We start from the raw sequence: 26,791 nt of genomic DNA, 5'->3' as shown, positions 1-26,791 counted from the left end.
CCAGTTCAGCGCGCACGCACCGTGAGCGGCATCTTGACGACGCCTTTCGCCTGACGGCCAACTGCAATCAGATCGCCTTGCCTGAGCAGTGTCGGTGCGGTAATCGTTTTGCCATTGACTAAGGTTTCGTTGATAGTTCCCGCAACCGGCGACACGAACCATTGCCGCCCTGAATTGCGCTCGAGTACGCATTGGCGGTTGTCCCAGAATTCGCCGTCGGGTCCGAACTGGCGCACCAGCACCTTGCCAAGCTCGGTTCGTATGCCGATCCGCACTGAGCGGCCGTCAGGGGCCGTCAGTTCAAGCCCATCGGACACGATAGGCACAGCGGCGGCGCGGGCGTCATCGCTTGCAGTGGGCATGGCCCTGGTGGCGCTTCCCGCCGGGGCTCCTGGAGCCGGGGAACGTGCAGCGGGCGCGGGCGCTGCCGGCTTGGGCGGCTCGGCCTTTGCGCCACGTCCGCTCAAAATAGCACGCAACTCGGCGGCAGTCGGTCTGGCGGCAGGGTCGGGCGACAGACAGCGATGCAGGGCGGCGCTCACCTCGGCATTGCTCGCCGGCGCCTGCATCAGGCCCAGCAGCGCAGGCGGCTTAGCGGCGTACGCCATGACGAGCTTGGCATATTCGCCCGGGTCGTCGCGCCAATAGGGATGTTCGCCCGTCAGCAATTCGTAAAGCATCAGTCCGCAGGTGAAGACGTCCGATGGCAGTCCCGGCACTCCCCCGCGCGTCATGTGCTCGGGCGAACGGTAATTGTCAGTGCCGACATAGCCCTGGTGGCCGTGCCAGGGCGCTCGCCGATCTGCAAGCAGCGAAAAATCCATGTCAATCAGCTTGAGCTGGTAGCCCGAGCTGATTGTCGGATCGCTGATCAGATAGGCGTTTGCCGGTTTCAAGTCTGCATGGACGACTTTGGATGCATGTAAGGCGTCGACGGCCGTTATCAAGACCTTGGCCCAGGTCACGTGACGAGCCCAAACCGCCGGGTCGCGTGCAGGCGCGGATTTCGTTAGCCGGTGCTGCTCACGCTCGGCATCGAGCACTTGCTGCAGATCGGCGCCGTTTTCCACAAACTCATAGGTCTGGAAATAGCATCGCCCACCCCAGACATCCTCAAAGGCATCGAGCTGGCGAACCGCGAAATCTCCAGCCTTGCCGTTGCGCACACGAGCCGAAAGTTCTTTTTGATACGCCACGAAGGCTTCGTACCAAACGACAGTAGGCGCCGGCGACTTGTACTGCTTGAAAAATACCTTCTGGCCGGTACGTATCTGCGCGCCATAGGAAATCGCCATCATGCCCGGTCCGAACACCTTGTTAATGCGATAACCGTGCAGGACGTCGCCGACTTTTAGCTTTTTGGCCATAACCGATGTTAACTTTCAGCAGGAAGAACCCAGCGCTTGCCTACAGCGCAACTGTTTCGGCCGAACGCGACACGCTGGCGGCCAGTTGCTTGAGCGTGGTCCGAAAATTGACCGGGTCCGAAGTGAATTTCTGAAGCGCTTCCTGGGGATTCAGGCCCTCGAATTCGACAACTTCCCATTCGGACTTGTCGATCTGGCTCAAGCGGTCATAGCCTTCGAAATTGGGGGCGAACAGGCTGAGGATCACGCGGTTGGCCATGATCACGTTGGCGACGTCCTGCAGCGAGCCGCCCTTGGCCTCGTTGATGCTCATGGTCTCCTTGAACGAGGCGTCGGTAAAGACGATAACGACGCGTGCCGCATCGCTGCGGTAGCGCCACTTGTTCGGGTCCTCGGTCTGCGAACCTTTGGGCACTGCCTCCATCGACGCGACCTTATAGAGCGCATCGAGAAGCGATTCGGGTTCGTCGCCGCCACCTGCAGCCTGCAGCCTCGACAGTTGCGCCTTGAGCGCGCCGGCATCACGAACAAATTCATTGTCGATAATCCAGGGCAATCCATCGGACTCGGCTGCTTCGATGTCGCGGTAGCCCACGACCTTGCCGCGCCAATCCCTGACCGGCGCAGCGTTGTTTGCGTCCCCCCGATTCAAGGAATCGATGAAGATCTCGATGTTTCCGCGAAGCGCATCGATACAGGGCGCCATGCTGCCGCTTACATCGACAACGAACACCAGGTCGGCGACACCCTTGGTCTTGGCGCGCGTCTGCGGCACGGGTGCGGCTACCGCAGGTTCAGCAACGCCAGCCGATGTCTCCGCGCTAGGAGCAGATTCGTTGATGAGCACTTCGGTTGGGACTTCGGTCGTGCTGGTCGCAGTATCTGCGCCAGGCAGAATTCCCGCCGGCGTAGCGCCAGGCTCGGAAGAAGATGGAATGGAAGAAACTGGGGTAATACCAGGACGCTCAGGAGTGCTCATATTTACCTTTAAAACAGTAAAGCATAGGGATAATCGAAAAATTCGATGGATGGAGCAACAATTTTTTGCCTGGTTGCATCTTGTAGAGAAAGTTCGGCGTAGGCCTTAATTGCAGCTTATAGGCAACAGATCCAAGCCGATGTAGCACAATGTACCGATAATTTATTTTTAGATAATCCCATGAATGTCGCCAGGATTTCTATGCGTACGGTCAACGGCAAATCAGATAACTGGCGCTTAGACACGCAGTCAGCCCTGGGTACAGCCAATTGCCTACTTCTGTCAATGGCTGCCGATCTACTTTGACATTGGCAGCCAACTGCCATACCAATATTAATGTGCTTGCCATATATCAACTCGTTCAAGCGATCTATCCTCAAGTACGAACCGGTTCAAGTTCGGCGTTAAAGTGGAGATTACCGCCGGTCGTCACGAATGCGTTTTACAGCGGACGTTGAACGATTTGATTCAATCGACTGTTATTGGCCGGAAGCCGACCTGATCGCGGGGTAAGGAGAACCGGCCAGCTGCGGCAATCCGAAGCAGCTTTTTCCTGTTGGCGGGCGTTACCATGCAGTACGCAGGAGGCACCTGCGCTCAATGCCGTAAAAGACCCTTGGCGACGAACAGGCTGCGTCTCTCTGATTGAGCGGCCGACTCGAATATCCACGAAGGAGCTTGCCGCTTCGCAGTCCGTGGCGCATGCTGTTTAACTCGGCGCTACACGCCACATCTGCTCCAATATCCACGCCCGGTTAGCAGCCGAGCTCCAGGCGCTCCATGCTGGAAAGGCAACTGGTCGGAAATCAAAGGGGATTCAAATGAGTGCCTATGTGATCTTCGATGTTGAAATCCGTGATGTGCCGAAATAGCAGGAATTCATGAAAGGGGTCAAGCCTGCGCTTGAAGCAGCAGGCGCGCGCTATCTGGCACGAGGCGGCGCCCACAAGGTCTACGAAGACGACTGGCAGCCCCGAAGAATCGTCGTGCTGGAATTTCCGTCCGTGAGCGCATGGGAAGCGTTCTACACCGGCCCTGTCTATCACGGTCTCAAGGCAGTTCGGAATGCATGCAGCTCCACTCGCCTTGTATCGGTCGAAGGACTTTAGTAGCAACGTGGAGCCTGCTGACGCGTGACGCTTCATCCAGCAGGACTTGAAGCGCGAGCAGCCCTTGAAGCCTGGCATGAGGTGAACAAGACGACCGCTGCAAGGCGCCGCAGGCATGCCCACACATCACAGGAGAGTCTAAATGAGCAGCAAGAACACCATCTGTCTTTGGTACGAAGGCGGCGCCCTTGACGCTGCGCGCTTCTACGCGGCGACCTTTCCCGACAGCGCCGTCGGCGCCATCCACCATGCGCCGGGCGATTATCCCGATGGCAAGCAGGGCGATGTGCTTACCGTCGAGTTCACCGTCGCCGGCATACCCTGCATCGGCCTCAATGGCGGCTCGCATTTCAGGCACAGCGAGGCTTTCTCCTTCCAGATCGCAACCGACGACCAGGCCGAGACCGACCGGCTGTGGAATGCACTTGTGGGCAATGGCGGCCAAGAAAGCGCCTGCGGCTGGTGCAAGGATCAATGGGGCATTTCATGGCAAATCACGCCGCGTGCCCTGCTGGCAGCGGTTACCGATCCCGACCGCGCAGCGGCAAGGCGGGCATTCGAGGCGATGATGACCATGAAGAAGATCGACATCGCCGCAATCGAGGCGGCACGGGCGGGACGGTAGAATCCTGCCGCTGGCCTGCCGGGTTCGGAAGGCTTGTTCAAACACATGAACCATGCCCGAAGCGGCTTCGTGAGGAATAAAAGCAGCTGATAATTGCGCCCATGAGTCTAGTCGGCGTTCCCGCCGATGCCAAGCGCAAGTCGGGCACACACACATGCCACACCGGAGCATCACGCATCACGGCAAAAGCAAGCTGACGGTCTGCCGAACGAGAGCAGCCGCGGAGTAACGCTTCGGCACCTGGCGGTATTACCAGTCTGCCTCCTTCGTGCAAGACGACCAGGAACGGAATTTCACCCACTTCACGCCCTTTATGGAAATTGCGCCACTACCGGAAAATGAAGCCGAACGCCTGGATAATCTCTACAGCTACGACCTGCTCGACACGCCGCTCGACCCGGTCTTCGACGACATTGCATCACTGGCCGGCAAGATCTGCGGCGTGCCCTATGCGCTGATTACCCTGGTGGACGCGGACCGGCAGTGGTTCAAGGCATCGTATGGATGGAAACACGGGCGGGAGACCTCGCGCGAAATCAGCTTCTGCAGCCACGCCATCCTGCAGGGGGATGTGTTCCACGTGCCGGATGCCAGTGCCGACAGCCGCTTTGCCGACAATCCGCTGGTGACAGGCGATCTGGCCATCCGGGTCTATGCGGGCGTGCCGCTGGTCAGCGAGGAAGGCTACCGGCTGGGCACGGTATGCGTGCTGTCGGACCAGCCTGCGACGCTGTCGGACTGGCAGCTGGAGTCGCTGCGCCAGCTGTCGCACGTGGTGGCCTCGCTGATCAAGACAAGGAAGCGCGACGCCCGCATGCAGTTCATGGCGAAGGTGCTGGACCAGATTCCCGACGAGATCATGCTCGCAGACGCTCACAGCCTGCGCTGCGTCTATGCCAACGCCGCCATGGAACGCACCGCTGCTAGCCTGGGCACGAACGTCAGGGAAGGCACCCTTGCCGAGGTGGTGGCTGCGGCGCCGGGATCTACGGCAGAGCGGCTGCTCGATGAAGTGCGGTCCGGCCGGATTGCCCGGGCAGTGGTCGAGCTGGAACGGCCGCGCGAGCCGGATGGCGCCACGCAGGCCGAGCAGCTCGAAATGCGCCTACAGCGGCTGCGCTTCGACAAGTTCGATACCATCATCTCGGTCGGCCATGATATTTCGGAGCGCAAGCATGCTGAGCAGGTCAGGCAGGGCCTACAGGCGGAACTCGAAAGCCGCAACCGCCAGCTGTCACGCGCTTACAACCAGCTTGATGACGAGCTGAAGCTAGCGCGGGAAACCCAGCTCCACTTCCTGCCGCCACCACGCTGGATAGGCAACACCCGCTTCGACTGGCTGTTCAGGGCGTCGCATTACCTAAGCGGCGACATCTTCGATTACTTCAATCTTAACGAACGCTATGCCTGCTTCCACATCATCGATGTGTCGGGCCATGGCGTGGCAGCGGCCCTGCTGGCGCTGGATGTGCAGCGCCAGCTGTTTTCCTATCGCTCCGAAGCGCTCAAGGTGCTGCGCAGGCTAGACTACAACCTGGGCGCGGCCGCGCCACGGGTGGTCCAGGAATTCAACCGCCTGTTCTATCGCGCCAATCCGACCAGCATGTACTTGACCATGGTCTATGGCCTGATCGACGGGCAGACCGGCGAGGTGGCACTGGTGCAGGCGGGCCATCCGCATCCCATGGTCTGGCACCAGAACAACGCCAGCCTGCAGGTGATCGGCAATGGCGGCCTGCCGATCGGCATATTGAAAAAGGCCGGCTTCGAGGTGCTGCGGCTGCGCCTCGACCCGGGTTCGCGGCTGTATCTGTATTCGGATGGCATCACCGAGTCCGAAAACAGTTATGGTGTCGAATTCGGCACGGAAAGGCTGGCACAGCTGCTGCGCCGCGAGGCTGGCGCGCCGCTGCAACAGGTCAAGTCCACGCTGGAGTCGGCGCTGCTGGAATGGAATCCGGACCCCGCCGCCACCAAGGACGACATGACCTTCCTGGCGCTGCAATACAGCGCCGCCCATCGAGATCAACCCCCTGTTCAGCGAGCCTGACTGCCATGACCGACCCCATTACGCCATCGATGACCCAGTCCGCCGACAAACCGGTGAGGCGCGCCAGCTTCATGTTCGAGGCAACGTTGGAAGACGTCTCGCGCGTGGCCCAGGCGCTTCGTTTTTTCATTCCGCCGGAAGTGCCGGAAGAGGCCAAGTCGGAAATGGAAATAGGCGTAGTCGAGGCCATGACCAACATCGTCAAGCATGGCTACGGCAGTAGCGAGCATGGAGTGATCGAGGTGAGTTACAGCTTGTCGGCAGGCGTGATCACCATCGAACTGCGCGACCAGGGCAAGCCCATCTCCAGCGAAATGCTGTTCGGCGGCGATGATGCCGTGTTCGACTTCAATCCGCAGGACATCGACAGCCTGCCCGAAAGCGGCATGGGCATGTCGCTGATGAGAAATACGTTCGACCAGATCGATTACGAGTCCGCCAATGGCAGCAATCTGCTGCGCATGGTGAAACACGTGCAGGCGCTGCCTGGCAACGAATAGGGCCTCGGCATAACCAGGCGCGTATTCCATCCGGGAAGCAGGGAAAATTTCGATCCCGTCAAGCGTCGTGCAGGTTTTGCACCAGACCCGTGTGGATTTCTGAGACAGTAATGTGGACCTGATGTCTTCTCCGGCATCCGCCAGTCAAGGCCGCTCGCAGGCCAAGTGCCCCCCTATGGGAGGACGACCTGCAACGGCCTGCCCGCCTGAACGCTACGGGGAACCTAATTGGCATTCTATTTTGAGAAATTTGAAGGTCGCAGGCCGCCTCCTCCACTGCCGCATTCACCCGCCATCGAACTGGTCTGGCAGTTCCTGGCCGTCATCGCCGTGGTGCTGGGCGCAAACTACATCCGCTGGCGCTGGATGGAATCTCTCAATGTCGATGCCCTCTGGTTCGCCATCCCGCTGGCACTGGCCGAAACCCTGGCCTACATCGGCCTGGTGCTGTTCACCATCAATCTCTGGAAGGTACAGGACACGCCGCGCAGCGCGCCGCCGGCCACGATAGCGGAGTGCACCGGCAATGCGTCCGGCGAAGAGCGGCCGATCGCGGTGGATGTCTTCATCACCACCTATAGCGAAGACGAGGAGCTGGTGCGCATCTCGATACGCGATGCTAAGGCAATACGTTACCCGCATCCGCTGGACCTGAAGATCCATGTGCTCGACGATGGCAAGCGCGCGCTGATGCGGCAGGTCGCCGCCGAGGAAGGCGTGAACTACATCACCCGCGCCAGCAATATCGGCTTCAAGGCCGGCAACCTGCGCAATGCGCTGGAAAACACCGGCGGCGACTTCATTATTATCTGCGACGCCGACACTCGGCTGTTCCCGACCATACTGGAACATACGATGGGCTACTTTCGCGACCCGGACGTGGCCTGGGTGCAGACGCCGCAATGGTTCTTCGACATCCCAGAAGGCACGCCGCTGCCGGACTACCTGCAGCAGTCGCTGGGCCGCCCCGGCCGCTGGCTGGGCCGCGCCGTCGAAAGGGTATTCGGCCGGGTGCCGGTCGGACGCGACCCCTTTGTCAACGACCCCAAGATGTTCTATGACATCCTACTGCGGCGCCGCAACTGGGCCAATGCCGCCTTCTGCTGCGGCGCCGGCTCGCTGCACAGGCGCGAGGCAGTGATGCAGGCTGCGCTTCGGGCGTTTGCGCTCAGCGTGGACAAGGAGGTCAGCAAGTATGCCAACCAGATTCCCGATGCGGCCATCCGGGCCGACTTCAGCGACGCGATGCGTACCCAGGTCGTGCTGGAAACCGAGTTCACGCCCTACAAGTTTCATGTATCGGAAGACATTTATACCTCCATCGTGCTGCACAACGATATCGACCGGCGCTGGAAGTCGGTGATGCATCCGGAAGTGGAATCGAAGATGCTGTCGCCGCAGGACCTGCTGTCATGGATGATCCAGCGCTTCAAGTATGCCGGCGGCACGCTGGACATCTTCTTCCGCGACAATCCGCTGTTCCGCGGCCGCATGAGCTGGCCGCAGCGGCTGATGTACCTGTCGACCTTCTGGTCCTATTTCGGCTGCGTATGGAACATCGTCTTCCTAGCCGCGCCCATCATCTATTTCTTCACCGGCATCGCGCCGCTGTCCAGTTATTCCACCAGCTTCTACTGGCACGCGGTGCCCTTCATCGTCGCCACCGAACTGGCCTTCATGTTCGGCATGTGGGGCGTATGGCAGTGGGAAGGCAAGGCGTCCTACCTGTCCTTCTTCCCGATCAATGCACGTGCGCTGTGGACCGTGCTGAAGGGCGAGAAGATCAAGTTTCCGGTCACGCCCAAGGAAAGGCAGGAAGGTAATTTCCTGCCACTGGTGATACCGCAGATCGTGGTGGCGGCGCTGACGGCGGCCGGCGCGGTGTATGCCGGCTACCGGGTATTCGGCATGGGCCTGCACAATGAGCTGCCGGCGCTGCTGGTGAACCTGGTCTGGAGCGCTAATAACATCTTCGTGATGATCCCCATCATCCGCGCCGCCCAGTGGCAGCCGCCGGAAGAAGCGGCCGAGCCGTCCAATAACGAACAACAACAGGCCCATCCCGTATGACAGAAAACCTGGTCAAGGCGCGCAGCACCATCGTTTTTATCATTGCCCTGCTGGTGGCCACCATGCTGGCCGTCTGGATCGAGCGCGAAAGCGCGCGCCATGCCGGCGAGGAAAACCCCGCCGCGTATTCTGCCAAGCCGGCCATTACCGCCAGCAGCGACCTGCCGGCCCTGCCCAAGGCGCAGCCGCTGACGCCGCAGGAGCGGGACATGGCCCGGCTTGCGTGGAAATACTTCGAGAACAATACCAATGCTACAACTGGCCTGGTCAATTCGGTGCAGGACTATCCGGCCGCCACCATGTGGGATACCGCGTCCTACCTGCTGGCGTTGGTGTCGGCCTCGAGGCTGGCACTGCTGCCCCAAGAAGAATTCGACCGGCGCATGACGCAGGCGCTGCGTTCTCTCGCGAAGATGCCGCTGTACGACAATGCGCTGCCCAACAAGTCCTATGACGTCAAGACGCTGGCCATGGTGGACTATGCCGGCAAAGAAACGCCGAAGGGCATAGGCTGGTCGGCCATCGACATCGGCCGGCTAATGGTGCCGCTCAATATCATTGCGTGGCGCTATCCGCAGCATACGGGGCTGGCTCGGCAGGTGATTAGCCGCTGGGACACCGGCCGGCTGGCGCAGAAAGGCCATCTGTACGGCATCTCGCTGGCGCCCGATGGCAGCGCCCAGCTGTTGCAGGAGGGCCGCCTGGGATATGAGCAATACGCGGCCAAGACCTTCTCCCTGCTGGGACTGGATGTGCATGCCGCGCAGGACTACCTGCCCCAGCTCGCCTTGGTCGACATTTACGACATCGGCGTGCCCTATGACCGGCGCGATCCGAAGAAATACGGCGCCGGCAACTTTGTGGTAAGCGAACCCTATATGCTGGACGGCCTGGAATTCGGCTGGGACAGCACCTCGCGCGAGCTGGCATGGCGGGTCTACCGGGCCCAGGAACAGCGCCACAGGAAGACCGGCAAGCTGACCGCGGTCACCGAAGACCACCTGGACCGCGCGCCCTACTTCCTCTACAACGCCGTCTACAGCGGCGGCAAGGCCTGGAACCCGGTCACTGAAAAAGGCGCCAGCATGCCGGAGCTGCGCACCATGAGCGTCAAGGCCGCCTTTGGCTGGCATGCGCTGTACCGGTCCGCGTACACCACGCAGCTGGTGGAAGCGGCTGCGCCGCTGCATGACAAGGACAAGGGCTTCTATGCCGGCCTCTATGAGGAAGGCGGCGCGCCGAACAAGGCCATCACCGCCAATACCAATGCGGTGGTGCTGGAAAGCCTGGCGTTCATCGCGGGCGGCAAGCTGCTGAACCTGCAGGAAGGGGGCGCGAATTGAAGGCAGGCTTCGCGCGGCTCCTGCTGGCAGCGGCACTGTGCAGCCCGCTGCTGGCCTCGGCAGCGCAGTGCGGCCATGGCACGATGCCGGCGGAACGCTATGCGCAACGGGCCGGCGCGCTGACCGAGCAGGAACACAACATGGCCCGCATCGCCTGGAAATATTTCGAGAACAATTACCAGCCGCAGACGGGCCTGGTCAATGCGGTCGACAGCTATCCTTCTACAACGATGTGGGACACCGCTTCCTACCTCGGCGCGCTGGTGGCAGCGCATGAACTGGGGCTGGTGAACCGGCAAGTGCTGGATGAACGCCTGGGCGCCATCATCAGGACCTTCAACGCCATGGGGTTCTTCCGTGACGAGCTGCCCAACAAGGTCTATAACGCCAAGACCATGGAAAAGGCCGACTATGCCAACAAGCCGGGCGAGATCGGCTTTTCCGCAATCGACCTCGGCCGGCTCCTGATATGGCTGCAGATCATCAAGGACCGGTATCCGCAGCATGCCGAGGGCATCGACCGCTTCGTGATGCGCTGGAAGTTCGACAACGTGGTGGACCGCAACGGCATGCTGTATGGCGCCTCGCTGTCGCCGGAACAGAAAGTGCAGTATGTGCAGGAGGGCCGCCTGGGGTATGAGGAGTATGCGGCCCGAGGCTTCGACCTGTGGGGCTTCGGCACGGCGCAAGCGTCGGCGCCGGAGCCTTATGAAACCATACCGATCTACTGCATCGAGATTCCCTACGACAGCCGTGACCCACGCAAGTATTCCCAACACAACTACGTGGTGTCGGAAAGCTATGTGCTGGATGGCATCGAGTTCGGCTGGGCCACCGGGCCAGAGGCGGCCAGCGCCGGCATGCGCGGCGCCCACTGGCGGCGCGATTTCGCCAACCGCGTCTACCAGGCGCAGGAAAACCGTTACCAGGCCACCGGCATCCTGACCGCGCGCAGCGAACACCAGCTCGACCAGGAACCCTATTTCGTCTATGACACCGTCTATACCGATGGCTACCCCTGGAACACCATTACCGAGCCCGGCAAGTATGTGCCGCAGTTCGCCGCGGTGTCATTGAAGGCCGCGCTGGGCATGTGGGTGCTGTGGAAGTCGGACTATACTGACCGGCTGTTTGCCTATATCGCGGACAAGCATGAAAAGGACAAGGGCTATTACGAAGCCATGCTGGAAAGCGGCAAGGGCCCGATCAAGGCCTTCACCGCCAACAACAACGGCATCATGCTCGAAGCCCTGCTGTACAAGGTCAAAGGCACCTTGCTTGCGCCAGGCAAACAGCGACGCGGCCTGTGGGAGCAGCATGCGGCGAAAGTCTATGGCGCCGATGTCAGGACCCGCTTCGGCGGTCCGCCACAGCCGGTGGCAGCCGACAGCGGCGCCTGCGGCAAGGGCGTGCCATGCTGATACGGCGTCTGCTGCTGGGCGGCGCGCTGCTAGCGGCGGCGCTGCTTGCCGGCTGCGGCCTGGTGTCGCGCCAGATCACGAAAGCCGGCGATTACGCCGAGCATGCCGGCGGCGTCGGCCGCTATGGCAGCCTGAGCGAGAAGGAGCTGCAGTGGGCCAAAGTGGCCTGGCGCTACTTCGAGAACAACACCAATCCTCAGAATGGCCTGGTCAATGGCAGCGACCGCACGCCCAGCTTTTCGATGGCGCACATGGGCGACTACCTGGCGGCGCTGACGGCGGCGCGCGAACTGGGCCTGGTCAACGAGCGGGAATTCGACGAGCGCCTGTCGAAGGTTCTGGCCTTCCTGCAGGGCATGGACATGTCCGAGGCCAGCATTCCGGCCAAGGTCTACAACACGCTGTCGGGCAAGATGGTCAACTATGCCAATCAGCCGGCCGACATCGGCTGGTCGGCGGTTGAGACCGGCCGCCTACTGACCTGGATGAAGATCGTTGCCCTGCGCTATCCGCAGTACGAGGAATACCTCGACAAAGTCGTGTTCCGGATGAACTTCTGCCAGGTCATCGATGACTGCGGCATCCTGCATGGCCTGGCGCTGGAGAATGGCAAGCGCAACCGCTACCAGGAAGGCCGGTTGGGCTATGAGCAGCTGGCCGCCGGCGGCTTTGCCGCGTGGGGATTCGAGGCGCGGCGCAGCTGGCGCGGGCCGGAACTGGAAACCGTGAACATCTATGGCGTGCCGGTGCGTTATGACGGCCGGGAATCACGCCTGAGCGGCGTGCAGACGCCGGTGCTGACTATGCCTTATGTGCTGATGGGCATGGAGTTCGGCTGGCGCTATCCGGGCCAGGCCGCAGGCGCCAGCAGCGAGGATGCCGACTTCAGGAAGATGGCCGATGCGGTCTACAAGGTGCAGGAGATGCGCCATGCCAGGGAAGGCGTGCTGACCGCGCGCACCGAGTACCAGATCAAGGAGCCGCCTTACCTGGTCTACGATGCGGTGTTTGCCGCCGGCTATCCGTGGAACACGGTTGGCCCGGACGGCAAGGAATATGAAAAGCTGGCCATGGTCTCGACCCGCGCCGCATTTGGCTTGTGGGGACTGTGGCCGACGGCTTACACCGACCTGCTGATGACGTCAGTGCAGACGCTCTACAGCCCGGAGCGCGGCTGGTACGACGGCCGCATGGAGAAGAGCGGCGCGCCGCAGGAAGGCATTTCGCTTACCACCAATGCCCAGGTGCTGGAGACGCTGCTGTTCAAGGTCAAGGGCCAACTGCTGCCGGCGGCAAGCAACGGACGCTATCTGCGCCGGCAGACCGGCAACCCGTTCGACCGGCCCAATCGCTGCTTCCCCGGCGAGCGGCTGGCCTGTGCCGACCCGGGTGCGAGGTCGCTGCCGGCAGCGCTGCGCCCGGCGGCCGTGGCCCGATGAGTGCCGGCATGGGAGCGATGAGGCAGCGGCCGTGCAGATGCGATCCCGGATCCTGCTGATGGGCGCCCTGGCATGCGCTCTGGCGCCGCTGGCCGGCATGGCCGAGGAGGTCAACCGCGCCGGCGCCTTCCCGTCGCCGATCCCTTCGTGGGAAACATCGCGCGGCACGCCGGCCGACCGCGCGCCGCCGGCGCCGCTGGAACCGGCGGCGGAAGAGGTCAAGCGCCTGCGCCTGCGGCTGGCGATGGATGTGCCGCTGCGTACCACCGAGGGCGGCTTTAAGGGATCGGGCTTCCAAGGCTCGCCCGCTGTCTCGCCCACCCTGCAGGCCGAGCTGCGCTACAACCCGCACAGCTACTGGTTTGGCGGCGTGACCTTCTACCGGTATCTGATGGGCGACCGGCAGCGGCCGTGGAATCCGGACTTCACCTATACCTTCGGCTATGACGACTGGCACCCCGACACCTTCAGCTTCACCTACAGCAATTACGGCGGCAACCGGCTGTTCCCCGACCGTACCGTGCCGCGCGGCCAGCTGCCCGAGCAGCACACCCGCTTCAGCCAGGGTCAGTGGTCGGTCGGCTACAAGTTCGCGCTGCCGGAAGTGCTGCGCCCCCTGCTGCTGATCGATGACAGGCATCAGCTCGGCTGCAGCATCAATGCCAACCTGACGCCACGCTACACCGACCTGAAATCGCGTTCCGTGCAGTCAGGCAAGCGTTCGGCCTCGCTCGGGTGCCGCTATTCCACGCCGTCGAACTGGTATGCCAACGTCACGCTGTTCTACTACCCGGACCGCAGCCAGCAGCAGCCGTGGGACCCCGACTTGTCCTACGGCTTTGGCTACTTCGACTGGCATCCTGGCACGATATCCATCCAGTACAACAATTATTCCGGCAACCGCTACCCGTGGCACAGCCGTTCGCCAGGCCAGGGCGCGCCGCGCAACGGCAGCATCTCGATCTCCTGGTCGCATGCATGGTAGAGCGGCGCCGGGTCGCAGACAGACAAACCACACACTACAAAGAGGACCAATATGGACATCATCAATGTCAGCCGCGAGCAGAACGTGGCCATCATCCGACCCGCGACAAAGCGGCTCGACAGCGCGGTGGCGCCGGCGTTCAAGGAAGCCGTGCTGAAGCTGGTGCAGGAAGGCGACAAGCGCCTCGTGCTGGACCTGGAAGGCGTCGACTTCATGGATTCCAGCGGCCTGGGTGCGCTGGTGTCGGTGCTCAAGGGTTTGGGCGGCAGCGGTGCGCTGGGCGTGTGCAATGTGAAGGGCGGGGTGCAGAGCCTGTTCAAGCTGACACGCATGGACAAGGTATTCGCCATCAGCGGCAATCTGGCCGAAGCCGTGCAGAAGGCTGCCGCCTGAAGTAGCCGACAGCCAATAGCCGGCAGCGCCCTATTTCCCTATCCAGACCGAGTTGTACTGGGCCGTCCCCTGCTGTCCGCCGTAATAACCCGGAAAGAGCAGCGCCGAGCCGATATTGTCCCCGTACCAGGCATTCATCATCAGCTTCATAGGTGCGCTGATGGCAGCCGCGGCGCGCCGCACTTCCACCCACTGGCCGGCATCATTCATCACATGCCAGACGATCACATCGGGCTGCCAGCTCACGCTGTAGCGGCGGCTGGCCTTGTAGGGATCGATGCCCATGGCCCGCAAGTCGATGTCCTGCGGATGCTGCTGCCCGGCGATCCAGTAATTGGTATGCAGCAGGCCGCTGCCGCCGACGAACTCGATGTCAATCTCGTAATGGGAGGCAGTGGAAGCCACGCCGTCATACAGAAAGAAGGAACTGACCGTGCCCGGCACGGCCGACGGCTTCATATCCACCACGAAGGCGCCGTGTTGCCAGAAATTTTTGGTTCTGATCTCGGCGCATTTGCCGGAATTGCCGCTGAAGCCCAGATTCAGCAGGCTCTTGCCTAGATGGACATCCTGGTTGGAAAAGGTGCAGCCGAACGGCGGACCGTTGACCCAGGTCGCGATCTGCCACGCGCTGCTCAGGGCGCGGCCATCGAAATCGTCGAAAAATACCTGGGTCGTCTCTGCGTTCACGCTGTTGGAAAGGCTGGCAAGCGCAAGCAGGCAGCCGCCGATCAATTTTCTTGCAAGGATCTTCATGGTCAACCGTGTCTGGATATTCCGGCAACCGATAGGCTTTTGCCAATTAGTTGCTGTATAGGAATATTCTAGCCGGTTTTAGTTGACTATGAGAAACATTTTAATGTGATCTGTTGTCGGACAGACCCGATGCCGACGGCCGGTCCGGCGTCGTCGTGTACGCCCATTGCGCGGCTGCGCCTCAGTGCGGCACCAAGTTAAATAGGAATTTTTTCCGCACCATTAACCAGCAGGCCAGCAGCGACAGCACGTGGATTGCAGTGTTGATCCAGACATTGTCCAGCGCCGGCAGCGGCGAATTAAACACCAGCAGTACGACGAACAGGTGCATGAAGAACACATACATCGATTCCTGTCCCAGCGGGATGAACAGCCAGCCGAGGCCGCGATGGATCGGCTTCCAGGCCACGGTCAGCACAGCCATGGCGGCAATCAGTAGGCAGGTGATGTTGAGGATGCGGCCCGGTCCCAGCTTGTATTTCAGGAAGAAGGACTGGTAGGCGGCATTGAACATCTCCGGCGCAATGAAATGCAGCCGGGTCCACGCCGGCAGCTGGTCCAGCGGGTGGTTCAGGGAAAACAGCGCCAGCATCAGCGACAGCAGCATGCACAGCGCAATCAGCACGCGGCCCGCGGCGGTGGCGAAAAAGTCCATCACCAGCTGGCGGTGAAAGCCGGCCACCACGCCATGCACGAACAGCAGCTGCCAGGCCAGCACCGGAAAGGCATATTCGAACTGGGCCACGGTCAGCTGGATCTCGGCGGTGCCGGGCTCGGTTTCCGGCGCCAGGTAATTAACCAGGTAGGCCACCCAGCTCGCCAGCAGCAGCCAGCCGGTCAGCCGCCTGTCCAGGGCCCAGAAGATGATAGGTGTGAGCAGGAACAGCACCACGTACAGTCCGACGATCTGGAACTGGTGCGGGCTGGCTGCCAGCACCAGCACATGGAACAGGTTGGACAGCAAACCTTCCGAAAGGCTGGGATAGAGAGGGTACAGCGTGCCGCTGACTGGGTCGGTAAACGTGGTCAGCGACGTCATGTCCAGCCACGGCACTAGCCGCAGCAATGCCACCAGGCCAGCCGCGATGACAGCGGTCTTGTACAGCGTCCATGCCCTTGAGAAGAGCTTGATGGTGCAAGCGCCGAGGCCGTCGCCGCGCAGCTTCTTGCCATAGACTGCGCCGGTGACAACGCCCGACAGCAGGATGAACATCTCGGCCGACGAGACCACGCCCACGCGTTCCCAGCCTACCAAGGACATCCATGAAAAGAAGTTGAAGTGCGATGTGAACAGCAGCACGAACACCAGGCCGCGCAGGAAGTCGATGCGCAAGTCGCGTGTCCAGCCCCGGCCGTCATAACGCCAGTAAGCGGATCGGGCTGCCGGCGCTGCGCTGGGCATCGCCTGGCCAGGGGCGGGAAGGTGGGCTGAGGTCATTCGGGCACGTTGGGTTAGGTTCGAAGTCAGAGCCTTGCACGCTGAGCGGCAGTGGCCAGACTAGACGATGCGACGCGGCAGCATGTTGCGTCTTTCGGCCTCGCCGGCAGGGCGGGCTTAATCCATGGCAAGCCGCGCGCATGCCGCGCAGCCGCCTGCAGCGGCGGAGAATGCGCGGGGATTGCGGCAGCGCGTCCATGCGCATGAGGCATCTGCAGTATGCTGCGACGCACAGGACGAGCGAGCCGCCCGGCCCACCATTGCAGAGGAAGGATGACCAGCATGAGAACCACGGTGCCCAAAATACTGGCTTTTGCGGGCAGTGCCCGCAAGGCTTCCCTGAACAAGCGGCTGGTGAGGGTCGCGGCCGAAGGCGCGCGGCGCGCCGGAGCCGACGTGACCGAAATCGACCTGCGTGACTTTCCGGTGCCCATTTATGACGGAGACCTGGAAGCCGAGCAGGGCCTGCCGCCGAAGGCGCGCGAACTGCGGCAACTGCTGGTGGAACATCAGGGTTTCCTGATCGCCAGCCCGGAATACAACGGCTCGATTCCCGCGCTGCTGAAGAACCTGATCGACTGGACGTCGCGCGCCGTGGACGGCCAAGACGGCCTAGCGCCCTACCGCAACAAGGTAGCGGTACTGATGAGCGCCTCGCCCGGCAGCTATGGCGGGCTGCGCGGCCTGGTGCATGTCAGGGCCATCCTCGGCAACATCGGCGTGATCGTGCTGCCGGAGCAGCTGGCGGTGGGCAAGGCGCACGAGGCCTTCAGCCTGGACGGCAGCATGCAGAATCCGAAGATGCAGGAATCGGTAGAGACCCTCGGCCGCACGCTGGCCACCACGCTGGCCAGGCTGCACGGCATCAACTTGTACGAGGAGCCGGCGGAGCGCCGGCATGATCCGGGCCGCCTACCTTAACCCCTTCAGGCTGCGGACGCTGCACCGGCAAGCCGTCGAGCGCGGCCAGCAAGGGGCTGGCGGCGTCGGCGATGCGGTCCAGGCTTTGCTCGCGCAGGCCGGCCAGATCGGCCGCAGCGCCACCACCTTCACCGATGCCGGCCCAGCGCAGCAATGCATCGCAGGCCCCGGGCAGGTCGAACAGGCCATGCAAATAGGTACCGAGGACCTGGCCATCTTCCGAAACCGCGCCCTCGGCCTTGCCTTCGATGAAGAAGGCCGGTCGCGCCAGCGCCGGTCCGCTTGACCGCCCCATGTGGATTTCATAGCCGGCCACCGCCGCCTCGGCAAAGGCGCAACGGCCGTGCACCTGCGCCAGCCGCTTGCTCCGGGTCAACGTGGTGTCCAGGGCCAGCAGGCCCAGGCCCGCGCTGCTGCCGGCCGCGCCTTCCACGCTCTCCGGATCATGCACCGCCATGCCCAGCATCTGGAAGCCGCCGCAGATGCCGATCAGCCTGCCGCCATAGCGCAGGTGGCGTAGCAGCGCCGGCTGCCAGCCCTGCGCCTGCAGCCAGGCCAGGTCGGCGCGGGTATTCTTGCTGCCGGGCAGGATCACTAGGTCGCAGGTCGGCAGCGGCTGGCCCGGCCCGACGAAGCGCAGGTCCACGCCGGGATGGGCGCGCAGCGCGTCGAAGTCGGTATGGTTGGATATGCGCGGCAGCGCCGGCACCGCCACCCGGAAGCTGCCGCCGGCCCGCTGCTCGGGCTGCACTGCGTCTTCCGCGTCCAGGAACAGGCCGTGCAGATAGGGCAGAACCGCCAGCACCGGCTTGCCGGTCCGCTCTTCTAGCCAGTCCAATCCCGGCTCCAGCAGGCCGATGTCGCCGCGAAAGCGGTTGATCACGAAGCCGACGATGCGCTCACGCTCGCTGGCCGACAGGCAGTCCAGCGTGCCGACCAGGTGCGCGAACACGCCGCCGCGGTCGATGTCGGCCACCAGGATCACCGGGCAGTCCACCGCCTCGGCAAAGCCCATGTTGGCGATGTCGCGGTCGCGCAGGTTGATCTCGGCCGGGCTGCCGGCGCCTTCGACGATGATGGCGCCGTATTGCCGGCGCAGCCGGTGGTAGGAAGTTAGCACCGCTTCCATTGCCAGCGGCTTGTAGCGATGGTAGTCGCGGGCATGCATGTCCGCGCGCGGCTGGCCGTGGATGATGACCTGGGCGCCGGTGTCGCTGCAAGGCTTCAACAGCACCGGGTTCATGTCGGTATGCGGCGCAATGCCCGCGGCCAGCGCCTGCAGCGCCTGGGCCCGGCCGATCTCGCCGCCATCGGCGGTGACGCCGCTGTTTAAGGCCATGTTCTGCGGTTTGAATGGCGCCACTGCAATGCCGCGCCGCGCCAGCAGCCGGCACAGCGCGGCCACCACGGTGCTCTTTCCGGCGTCCGAGGTCGTGCCCTGCACCATCAGCGTGTGGAAGGGAAAGCTCATGGCCGGCCCGGCGCGGCCGCATGCCACTGTTCCACCAGCCGCGCAATCTGCGGCAGGCCGCGGCGGATCGCCGCCGGTCCGGGCGAGAGGATGTCGGGCGACTTGATCTCGAACACCATGCCGTTGCGGATGGCCGGGATCGTCTCCCAGCCCGGCCGCGCAGCCAGCGTCTCGGGCCGGAACTTCTTGCCGCACCAGGAGCCGATGATGATGTCGGGCGCACGCCGCGCCACCTCGGCCGGGTCAGCGATGATGCGCTGCCGGGCTTCGCGGTGCAATGCCAGGTCGGCGAAGGCATCGGCCCCGCCTGCAATCGCTATCAGTTCCGATACCCAGCCGATGCCGCTGATCAGCGGCTCGTCCCATTCCTCGAAGTACACCAGCGGCCGGGTCGGATGGCGTTTGGCACGCGCCGCCACCAGTCCAATCTCGAGTTGCAGCGCGCCGGCCAGCTGCTCGCCCTGCATGCGCCGGTCCACCAGCGCCGCCAGCGTGCGCACCATCTGCAGGATGCCTTCGACGCTGCGCTGCGAAAACAGGTGGACCTCGACGCCGGCGGCGGCAAGCGCATGGCACATCTCTGCCTGCAGGCTGGAATAGGCCACCACGAGGTCCGGCTGCACGGCCAGGATGCGGTCGATGCGGGCGCTGGAAAAGCCGCTGATCTTCGGCTTCTCGCGGCGCGCCTGCGGCGGATAGACGCTGTAGCCGGAAATGCCCGCCACCAGGTCCTGCGCGCCGATCGCGTACAGGGTTTCCACCGCCTCGGTGGACAGGCAGGCGATGCGGCGATAGTGGCTCATGGCTGCCTGCTCCGCTTGCCGCGCGCCTCGTCGAGGCGCTCGCACAGTGCGGCGGTGCCGTCCAGGATGCGCGGCCCCGGGCGCACCAGCTGGTCGGCATCGATGGTGACGAGGTTATCGCGCCGCGCCGCCAGCAGCGAGGGATACTGCTTCCACGCTTCCAGGCCGGCGCTGTCCTTGTCAGGCCGGTTGCCCGAGACGATCACTTCCGGGTTTTCCTTCAGCACCGCCTCCACCGTCACCGTGGGCGCAGTCACCGGCAGCGCCGCGAAAATGTTCTGGCCGCCGCAGAGGCGGATCGCGTCGCTGGCGGTATGGCTGCCGTTCAGGGTATAGAGCGGCCGGTCCCATACCTGGTAGAACACCTTGACCGGCGGCCGGCTCGCATAGCTGGTCTCGATCGTGGCGAGGCGGCGCTCGAAGGCGTCGGCGCCGCGCCCGGCCTCGGCCTCGGTGCCGAGCAGCTGGCCCAGGCGCCGCAGGGTCGGGCCGATCTCGGCGATGCGGTGCGGCTCGCTGACATACACCGGTATGCCCAGCCTGCGCAGCGGCTCCAGCTGCCGCGCCGCGCCGCCATGCAGCCATACCACCAGCAGGTCGGGCTTCAAGGCAATCAGCCGTTCAAGATCGATCTGGCGGTGGCTGCCCACCCGCGGCAAGGCCTTGGCTTCAGGCGGATAGTCGCTGTAGTCGACCACGCCCACCACCTTCCTGCCGCCGCCCGCCGCGAACAGCAGCTCGGTCACATGCGGCGCCAGCGAGATGACCCGCTGCGCCGGCTTGTCCAGCGTGACCTTGTTGCCTTCGTCATCCTGCACCGTGACGGCGGCTGCCGCCTGCAGGCCGTGCAGGCACAGCGTGGCCAGCGCCAGCCGGGTTAACTTCCTCATCATGTTTCCTTCCATGCCTGCAGCGCCGTTTCCAGCCGCCGCCATCCGGCCTCATCCGGCGGCAGGCCGCAGCGTATGCCGCCCGCGCCGCGGGTGAACAGGCGCACCCAGATGCCGTGTCCGGCCATCGTACGCCAGAAAAGTTCGGCCCGTGCTTCGGGCCACCATTGGTACAGCGCGGTGCCGGCCGAGGCGATGCCCGCCGCCCGTAGCATGGCCTGCAGCCGCTGCCCGTCGCGCTGCAGTTGCTCACGCATGGCCAGTTGCCAGGCGACGTCTTCCAGCGCCGCACAACCGATGCGCTGGGCCGCGCTGCTGACGGTCCACGGTCCGAGCGCATCGGCCAAGCGGGCCAGCAGCGCTGGGTCGGCCGCGACAAAGCCCAGCCGCAGCCCGGCCAGCCCGAAGAACTTGCCGACCGAGCGCAGCACGATCAGGCCCGGCTGCTGCGACTGCGCCGCCACGCTGTCCTGCCCGTCGATGTCGGCGAAGGCCTCGTCCACCACCAGCCAGCCGCCGCGCCGCGCCAGTTGCGCCGCCCAGTCAAGCAAAGTGGCGGCCGGGATGCGGTCGCCGGTCGGGTTGTTGGGATTGCAGACCACCATCACGCCACACTGTGCTACCGCGCCGTGCAGGTCGCCATAAGCGACCTCGCGCATCGCATGGCCGTGGCGCGACCAGTGCCGCGCATGCTCGGCATAGGCGGGTGCGGCCACCACGATCTCCGACGGCGGCCGCAGCATGGGCAGGACCTGGATCGCCGCCTGGCTGCCGGCCACCGGCAATACCATTGGCGCGCCGTAGAACTGCCGGGCCGCGGCTGCCAGTTCCGCATCCGGCTCGGGCAGGCGGTGCCAGATGCTGGCTTCCAGCGCCGGCGCCGGATAGGGCCGCGGATTGATGCCGGTGGACAGGTCCAGCCAGTCCTCGCGCGGCCGGCCGAACAGGCGCACCGCCTCATGCAGGTTGCCGCCGTGTTCAAGCATCGCCCATCCCTTGCGCAAGCAGCGCCAGGGCGCACAGCATCGCCAGCCACAGCGCGGCGCTGCCGGCCACCAGGCGCCAGGCGCGGCGGATGTCGCCGGCGCCTGGCGTCCTGCCTTCGCCCAGGGCCGGACGCTGTTCGAGTTCACCGTGGTAGCGCGCCGCACCGCCCAGCGCAAGGCCAAGCGCGCCGGCGCCGGCCGCCATCACCGGCCCGGCATTCGGGCTGGACCAGAGCGGCGCCTGCGCCCGCCAGCAGCGCCAGGCGAGCCGGCTGTTGCCCAGCAGCGCATAGCTGCAGGCCGTCAGCCGCGCCGGGGCCAGGTTGAGCAGGTCATCGATGCGGGCCGCTGCCCAGCCGAAATGCAGCAGCCGCTCGGTGCGGTAACCCCACATGGCATCGAGGGTGTTTGCCAGCCGGTACAGCAATGCGCCCGGCCCGCCCGCCACGGCGAACCAGAACAGGGTACCAAACACCGCGTCATTGCCGTTTTCCAGCACCGACTCGACGCCCGCCCTGGCGAGATCAGTCGGGCTGGCGTCACTGGTATCGCGGCTGACGATCATCGCGGTGCGCCGGCGCGCTGCGGCAATGTTGCCGGCTTCCAGCGCCTGCGCAATCGGCAGCGCATGGTCGCGCAGGCTGCGCAGGCCAAGCGCGAAGTACAGCAGCAGCAGATGGGAGGCGACAGCCAGCCATGTGCCGGCCGCGCTCAACAGCCAGGCCGCCAGCACAAAGGGCGCCACCGCCAGCAGCCACGCAGCGCAGCCAGCACCGCGTCCGCCTGGGCCACGATTCAAGCGCAATTCCAGCGCCTGCGCCAGCCGGCCGAATCCGGCCAGCGGATGCCAGCGGCGCGCCTCGCCCAGCAGCAGGTCGAGCGCCACGCCGGCCAGCAGGAGCGCGGCCAGCATGGCGGGCGCCAGGCCGCTCAGCATGGGCCGCCCTTCAACATCAGCGGCAGGCCGGCCGCCACCCAGGTCACGCGCTCGCAGCGCGCCGCCACTGCCTGGTTCAGGCGGCCGGCCTCGTCGACGAACCAACGCGAGATCGCGCCCTGCGGCACGATGCCCATGCCGACCTCGTTGGATACCAGCACGATGTCGCCGGCGGCATGGTCGAGGGCGTCGAGCAGGCCGGCGCGCTCGCTGGCAAAGGCCGGCGGTGGCTCAATGCGGCCAACTTCAGGGTAGCTACACGGCTGGCAGAACAGCAGGTTGGACAGCCACATGGTCAGGCAGTCCACCAGCACCAGCCGATGCGGCGCGCTCCATTCCAGCAGTGCATGCCCCAGCGCCAGCCGCGCTTCCACCGTGGTCCAGTGCGGATTGCGCCCTTCCCGATGGCGGGCAATGCGGGCCTGCATCTCGGCGTCGCCGGCATCGGCGGTGGCGATATAGATGACTTCCCTGCCGCTGGCCGCGGCCAGGCTTTCCGCGTGGGCGCTCTTGCCGCTGCGCGCGCCGCCGAACACCAGGGTGCGGCTCATGTCGGCTCTCCTAGCAACAGGGCCGCCGCAGCTTCCGGGCAGGAAGGAAAGTAGGCATGGAAATAGGAAGCGGTCAGGGAGCCGGCGCGATAGACCGCCTCGCCGCTGTCGCCGGACGGATGCTTGCCGGCGTGTCCCGCGGCGACGATGTCGCCTTCCAGGCGGGAATAATGGAAGGCATGGCCGCGCAACTGGCCGTGAGCACTCTCCCAGCCCTGCAGGCCCAGCGCGGCCAGGCGGGGCTGCATACGGGTGCGCGCCGGCAGCAGCCCGGCCATGGGCCAGTCATTGCCGTCCTTGTCGACCAGGCTGTCGCAGATTGCCATCAGGCCGCCGCATTCGGCCAGGACAGGCTTGCCAGCCGCATGCGCCCGGCGCAGCGACGTCCGCCATGCGGCGCCGGCGGACAGCGCCGCGCCATGCAGTTCCGGGTAGCCGCCCGGCAGCCAGATTGCGTCGGCATCCTCCGGCGCCGGCTCGTCGGCCAGCGGCGAGAAGTAGCGGATGGCTGCGCCCATCCCGCGCAGGCAGTCGAGGTTGGCGCGGTACAAGAAGGCAAAGGCGGCGTCCCGGGCTACGGCGATCTGCTTGCCCTGAAGCAGCGGCGGCATGGTTTGCGGCGTCGGCATTGGGAAGGACACGGCCGGCAGCGCCTGCCAGGCCGCATCGTCGAGCTGCAGGCCATCGGCCAGGCTGTCGAGCAGCGCATCCAGCGCATCGACCTCGTCCGGCAGCACCAGCCCGAGATGGCGCTCCGGCAATGAGGCGGTCTGGCGCGGCAGGCAGGCCAGCAGCGGCATGTCGCGCAGGGCTGAAGCCACCATCGCGGCATGGCCGCTGCCGGCGACCCGGTTGGCGATCACGCCGGCCATCGCCACCGGGCCATAATCGCGCAGGCCCAGCGCCACCGCGCCGGCGGTCTGCGCCATGGCCGACGCATCCAGCACCGCTAGCACTGGCACATCGAAGGCGCGCGCCAAGTCGGCCGACGAGGGCGTGCCGTCATACAGGCCCATCACGCCCTCGATTAGGATCACATCGGCCTCGGACGCGGCCCGCGCCAGCATCGCGCGCGACGCGTCGGCACCCACCATCCACAGGTCAAGGTTGTACACCGCCGAGCCGGCGGCGCGTTCCAGCATGACCGGGTCGATGAAGTCCGGGCCGGCCTTGAATACCCGCACTGCCAGGTCGCGCCGCGCCAGCAGGCGCGCCAGCGCAGCCGTGACCGTGGTCTTGCCCTGGCCGGACGCGGTGGCCGACACCAGCACCGCCACTGCGCCAGCGGGATGCGGCGCTACCATTCCACCCCCGGCTGGGCCGCGATGCCGGCCTTGAAGGCATGCTTGACCACGTTCATCTCGGTGACGGTATCGGCCGCGGCAATCAGTTCCGGCGGCGCGCCGCGGCCGGTAACCGCCACATGCTGCATTTCGGGCCGGCCCAGCAGGTCGGCGATCACCGTGTCCAGATCGAGATAGCGGTACTTCAGCGCGATGTTGAGTTCATCCAGCAGCACCAGCGCGATGCCGGGATCGTTCAGGAAGGCACGCGCTTGTTCCCAGGCCCGGCCGGCTGTGGCGATGTCGCGCTCGCGGTCCTGGGTTTCCCAGGTATAGCCTTCGCCCATGGCATGGAAGTGCACCTCGTCCGGGAAGCGGCGCAGGAAACGCTCCTCGCCGGTGGACATCGCGCCCTTGATGAACTGCACCACGCCCACACGGCCGCCATGGCCCAGCGTGCGCATCACCATGCCGAAGCCGCTGGAACTCTTGCCCTTGCCATTGCCGGTATTGACCACCAGCACGCCGGTGTGGATGCCGGCGGCGGCAATCTTTTCGTCCACTACTTGCTTCTTGCGCCGCATGCGCTCGGCATGGCGCGCATTGCGTGCCGCGTTTTCAACGTTGTCATCCATGCTGTGCTTGCTCCTGGTGTAATGCCGGAAGGAAGATGCGGCGGCCGCCATGCTCGATCACGTCGATCGCCGCGCGCAGGCACTGGGACAGCAGCGCCGCCTGCATCATTTCGCCGGCCGGGCCGGCGCGCCATGCGCCGTCGCCCATCAGCAATAGCGCATGGCTGGCAACGCCATGCGCGAGATTCAGGTCATGGCTGACCATGACCACCGTCTTGCCGGCTTGGCCGCACAGCCGCGCCAGCAGCGCCATCATGTCGACCTGGTGCGACAGGTCGAGCGCGCTGGTCGGCTCGTCCAGCAGCAGCAGCGGCGCATCCTGCGCCAGCGCGGCCGCCATCGCTACCCGCTGCCGCTCGCCGCCCGACAGGCTGCGCACGTCGCGCTGCGCCAGGCCACCCACATCCATCTCGGCCAGCGCCCGGCAGGCGATCTCCAGGTCCTGTTCCGACTCCCAGTAGGTGCTGCCTTGCCACGGATGGCGCGAGGCCAGCACCACGTCGATGGCGCGGTAGCCGAAGGCGTCGTCGCGGCCCTGCGGCAAGTAGGCGCGCCGCGTCGCCAGCTGCTGCGGCGGCCAGGCATGCAACGGCCGCCCATCCAGGCTGGCCGTGCCGGCGGCGATGGGATGCAGGCCGGCCAGCGCGCGCAGCAGCGTGCTCTTGCCGGCGCCATTGCGGCCGATCACGCACCAGCATTCGCCGGGCCGGGCCGACAGGCTGAGGCGCTCCACCAGCACGCGCTCGCCAATGCGCAGCGTCAGTTCATGCAGCTCCATCAGCGCTTCCTCATCTGGTGCAGTTGCAGAAGGAAGGCCGGCACGCCGATCAGCGCGGTGATCACGCCCACCGGCAGCTGCTGCGGCGCCACTACGGTGCGCGCCAGCATGTCGGCCACAGTCAGGAAGGTGCCGCCCACCAGCGCCGCCGCCGGCAGCAGCAGCCGGTGGTCCGGGCCAAGCGCGAAGCGGCAGGCATGCGGCACGATCAGGCCGACGAAACCGATGCTGCCGGCCGTGCCCACCGCGCTGGCCGTGAGCAGCGCAGCGCAGAAGAACAGTGCGCGGCGCAGCATGCCGACCTTCACGCCCAGCGTGGCGGCGGCCTGGGCATGCATCGCCAGGATGTTGATGGACCCGGCCAGCCTTGTGGCCAGCAGCAGCGCCAGTAGCAGCACCGCCCAGGGCAGCAGCCGCGGCGATGTCGCCGACAGGTCGCCGATCAACCAGAACACCATGCCGCGCAGCCGGCTCTCGGGCGCGACCGACAACATTAGCGTGACCAGCGCGCCGCAACCGGCGGACACGATCACGCCGGTCAGCAGCAGGAAGGGGCCATTGCCATCGGATGCGCCATGCCGGAAGTCGCGCCGCGCCAGGCCGTACAGCAGCAGCGCCACCGTCACCGCGCCGCCAAAGGCCGCCAGGTCCACCATCCACGCCGCCGGCAGCAGCAGCATCGCCGCCAGCGCGCCGACCGAGGCGCCGCCGGAGATGCCCAGCACATAGGGGTCGGCCAGCGGATTGCGCAGCAGCGCCTGCATCATCACGCCGGCCAGCGCCAGCATCGCGCCGGTAACAAAGCCCGACAGCGCACGCGAGAGCCGCAGTTCCAGCAGGCTGGCCGCCAGGCTGGTGCGGTCGCCGCCGGCCAGCTTGCGCATCGCGTCCAGCAGCTCGGACGTCGACAGCGAGAAGGAACCGACCGCGCAGGCGAGCAGGATGCTGGCCACGGCGCAGGCCGCCAGCAGGCCCAGCACCAGCAGCGCGCGCCGGCGGCCGGCATGGGCTGTGACGGCCCGCGATGGCAGGGGCAGCGCGCTCATTGCATGCCGTCCGTG

Annotated in this window: 25 protein-coding genes; 11 read left to right on the top strand and 14 right to left on the bottom strand. The window is 64.9% G+C overall.

The window, feature by feature from the left end; genetic code table 11:
- Positions 1-5: 5 nt before the first annotated feature.
- Both KTQ42_RS22615 and KTQ42_RS22610 read right to left on the bottom strand, forming a co-directional pair.
- On the bottom strand, positions 6-1,367 hold the full coding sequence (locus KTQ42_RS22615) for a protein kinase (protein ID WP_217347874.1): 1,362 nt from the start codon (positions 1,365-1,367) through the stop codon (positions 6-8).
- Positions 1,368-1,407: 40 nt separating this feature from the next.
- Positions 1,408-2,346: a vWA domain-containing protein gene (locus KTQ42_RS22610; RefSeq protein ID WP_217347873.1), complete on the bottom strand. Its 939-nt coding sequence runs from the start codon at positions 2,344-2,346 to the stop codon at positions 1,408-1,410.
- An 881-nt stretch (positions 2,347-3,227) separates the two neighbouring features.
- Between KTQ42_RS22610 and KTQ42_RS22605 the strand changes: the two genes are divergently transcribed.
- The 10 genes from KTQ42_RS22605 to KTQ42_RS22560 all read left to right on the top strand — a co-directional run bounded on the left by KTQ42_RS22605 (position 3,228) and on the right by KTQ42_RS22560 (position 14,281).
- On the top strand, positions 3,228-3,455 hold the full coding sequence (locus KTQ42_RS22605) for a DUF1330 domain-containing protein (RefSeq protein WP_217347872.1): 228 nt from the start codon (positions 3,228-3,230) through the stop codon (positions 3,453-3,455).
- Between the two features lie 142 nt (positions 3,456-3,597).
- Entirely contained in the window at positions 3,598-4,080 is a 483-nt protein-coding gene (locus KTQ42_RS22600; protein ID WP_217347871.1) for a VOC family protein, read from the top strand.
- Positions 4,081-4,348: 268 nt separating this feature from the next.
- A complete protein-coding gene (locus KTQ42_RS22595) occupies positions 4,349-6,130 on the top strand; it encodes a GAF domain-containing SpoIIE family protein phosphatase (protein WP_217347870.1) in 1,782 nt (593 codons plus the stop codon).
- A gap of 5 nt (positions 6,131-6,135) precedes the next feature.
- Positions 6,136-6,630, top strand: coding sequence for an ATP-binding protein (locus KTQ42_RS22590; protein WP_217347869.1), 495 nt, complete (start codon positions 6,136-6,138; stop codon positions 6,628-6,630).
- 228 nt (positions 6,631-6,858) lie between these two features.
- Positions 6,859-8,700, top strand: a complete 1,842-nt coding sequence (locus KTQ42_RS22585; protein ID WP_217347868.1) for a glycosyltransferase — start codon at positions 6,859-6,861, stop codon at positions 8,698-8,700.
- Positions 8,697-10,043, top strand: coding sequence for a DUF3131 domain-containing protein (locus KTQ42_RS22580; RefSeq protein ID WP_217347867.1), 1,347 nt, complete (start codon positions 8,697-8,699; stop codon positions 10,041-10,043). Before KTQ42_RS22585 ends, KTQ42_RS22580 begins: the two co-directional genes overlap by 4 nt.
- Positions 10,040-11,464, top strand: a complete 1,425-nt coding sequence (locus KTQ42_RS22575; protein ID WP_217347866.1) for a DUF3131 domain-containing protein — start codon at positions 10,040-10,042, stop codon at positions 11,462-11,464. Before KTQ42_RS22580 ends, KTQ42_RS22575 begins: the two co-directional genes overlap by 4 nt.
- Positions 11,458-12,903 carry a DUF3131 domain-containing protein gene (locus tag KTQ42_RS22570; RefSeq protein WP_217347865.1) on the top strand — a complete coding sequence of 482 codons (1,446 nt, stop codon included), beginning with the start codon at positions 11,458-11,460 and terminating at the stop codon, positions 12,901-12,903. The genes KTQ42_RS22575 and KTQ42_RS22570 overlap by 7 nt, the downstream gene beginning before the upstream one ends.
- Positions 12,904-12,940: 37 nt before the next feature.
- Positions 12,941-13,888 carry a hypothetical protein gene (locus KTQ42_RS22565; RefSeq protein WP_217347864.1) on the top strand — a complete coding sequence of 316 codons (948 nt, stop codon included), beginning with the start codon at positions 12,941-12,943 and terminating at the stop codon, positions 13,886-13,888.
- Between the two features lie 51 nt (positions 13,889-13,939).
- Positions 13,940-14,281 carry an STAS domain-containing protein gene (locus tag KTQ42_RS22560; RefSeq protein ID WP_217347863.1) on the top strand — a complete coding sequence of 114 codons (342 nt, stop codon included), beginning with the start codon at positions 13,940-13,942 and terminating at the stop codon, positions 14,279-14,281.
- Positions 14,282-14,311: 30 nt separating this feature from the next.
- Here the strand turns inward: KTQ42_RS22560 and KTQ42_RS22555 are convergent, their stop codons facing one another.
- The gene (locus KTQ42_RS22555) at positions 14,312-15,037 is read right to left on the bottom strand and encodes a family 16 glycosylhydrolase (protein ID WP_217347862.1); all 726 of its coding nucleotides are present in this window, start codon (positions 15,035-15,037) and stop codon (positions 14,312-14,314) included.
- Positions 15,038-15,218: 181 nt separating this feature from the next.
- Positions 15,219-16,475, bottom strand: coding sequence for an OpgC domain-containing protein (opgC, locus tag KTQ42_RS22550; protein WP_217347861.1), 1,257 nt, complete (start codon positions 16,473-16,475; stop codon positions 15,219-15,221).
- Between the two features lie 273 nt (positions 16,476-16,748).
- Between opgC and KTQ42_RS22545 the strand changes: the two genes are divergently transcribed.
- Positions 16,749-17,396: an NAD(P)H-dependent oxidoreductase gene (locus KTQ42_RS22545; RefSeq protein WP_249223067.1), complete on the top strand. Its 648-nt coding sequence runs from the start codon at positions 16,749-16,751 to the stop codon at positions 17,394-17,396.
- Here the strand turns inward: KTQ42_RS22545 and KTQ42_RS22540 are convergent.
- Genes KTQ42_RS22540 through KTQ42_RS22495 form a run of 10 tightly spaced genes read right to left on the bottom strand, consistent with a single transcriptional unit; the run spans position 17,341 to position 26,776 of the window.
- The gene (locus tag KTQ42_RS22540; RefSeq protein ID WP_217347859.1) at positions 17,341-18,867 is read right to left on the bottom strand and encodes a cobyric acid synthase; all 1,527 of its coding nucleotides are present in this window, start codon (positions 18,865-18,867) and stop codon (positions 17,341-17,343) included. The two genes, KTQ42_RS22545 and KTQ42_RS22540, sit on opposite strands and share 56 nt — an antisense overlap.
- Positions 18,864-19,670: an ABC transporter substrate-binding protein gene (locus KTQ42_RS22535; protein ID WP_217347858.1), complete on the bottom strand. Its 807-nt coding sequence runs from the start codon at positions 19,668-19,670 to the stop codon at positions 18,864-18,866. Before KTQ42_RS22535 ends, KTQ42_RS22540 begins: the two co-directional genes overlap by 4 nt.
- A complete protein-coding gene (locus KTQ42_RS22530) occupies positions 19,667-20,563 on the bottom strand; it encodes a cobalamin-binding protein (RefSeq protein ID WP_349292187.1) in 897 nt (298 codons plus the stop codon). Before KTQ42_RS22530 ends, KTQ42_RS22535 begins: the two co-directional genes overlap by 4 nt.
- Positions 20,560-21,546: a threonine-phosphate decarboxylase CobD gene (cobD, locus tag KTQ42_RS22525; protein WP_217347857.1), complete on the bottom strand. Its 987-nt coding sequence runs from the start codon at positions 21,544-21,546 to the stop codon at positions 20,560-20,562. The genes KTQ42_RS22530 and cobD overlap by 4 nt, the downstream gene beginning before the upstream one ends.
- Complete coding sequence (gene cbiB, locus KTQ42_RS22520) at positions 21,539-22,483, bottom strand: adenosylcobinamide-phosphate synthase CbiB (RefSeq protein WP_217347856.1); 945 nt, start codon at positions 22,481-22,483, stop codon at positions 21,539-21,541. Before cbiB ends, cobD begins: the two co-directional genes overlap by 8 nt.
- Positions 22,477-23,034, bottom strand: coding sequence for a bifunctional adenosylcobinamide kinase/adenosylcobinamide-phosphate guanylyltransferase (cobU, locus tag KTQ42_RS22515; RefSeq protein WP_217347855.1), 558 nt, complete (start codon positions 23,032-23,034; stop codon positions 22,477-22,479). The genes cbiB and cobU overlap by 7 nt, the downstream gene beginning before the upstream one ends.
- Complete coding sequence (locus tag KTQ42_RS22510) at positions 23,031-24,338, bottom strand: cobyrinate a,c-diamide synthase (protein WP_217347854.1); 1,308 nt, start codon at positions 24,336-24,338, stop codon at positions 23,031-23,033. The genes cobU and KTQ42_RS22510 overlap by 4 nt, the downstream gene beginning before the upstream one ends.
- Complete coding sequence (cobO, locus tag KTQ42_RS22505) at positions 24,332-24,952, bottom strand: cob(I)yrinic acid a,c-diamide adenosyltransferase (RefSeq protein ID WP_217347853.1); 621 nt, start codon at positions 24,950-24,952, stop codon at positions 24,332-24,334. Before cobO ends, KTQ42_RS22510 begins: the two co-directional genes overlap by 7 nt.
- Entirely contained in the window at positions 24,945-25,730 is a 786-nt protein-coding gene (locus KTQ42_RS22500; protein WP_217347852.1) for an ABC transporter ATP-binding protein, read from the bottom strand. The genes cobO and KTQ42_RS22500 overlap by 8 nt, the downstream gene beginning before the upstream one ends.
- On the bottom strand, positions 25,730-26,776 hold the full coding sequence (locus tag KTQ42_RS22495; protein WP_217347851.1) for an iron ABC transporter permease: 1,047 nt from the start codon (positions 26,774-26,776) through the stop codon (positions 25,730-25,732). The genes KTQ42_RS22500 and KTQ42_RS22495 overlap by 1 nt, the downstream gene beginning before the upstream one ends.
- Positions 26,777-26,791: the final 15 nt, after the last annotated feature.

Source organism: Noviherbaspirillum sp. L7-7A (genome assembly GCF_019052805.1).
In the GTDB taxonomy this organism is placed as follows: Bacteria; Pseudomonadota; Gammaproteobacteria; order Burkholderiales; family Burkholderiaceae_D; genus Noviherbaspirillum_A.
The sequence above is the reverse complement of the archived record's forward strand: the minus strand, read 5'-3'. Positions and strand labels throughout refer to the sequence as shown.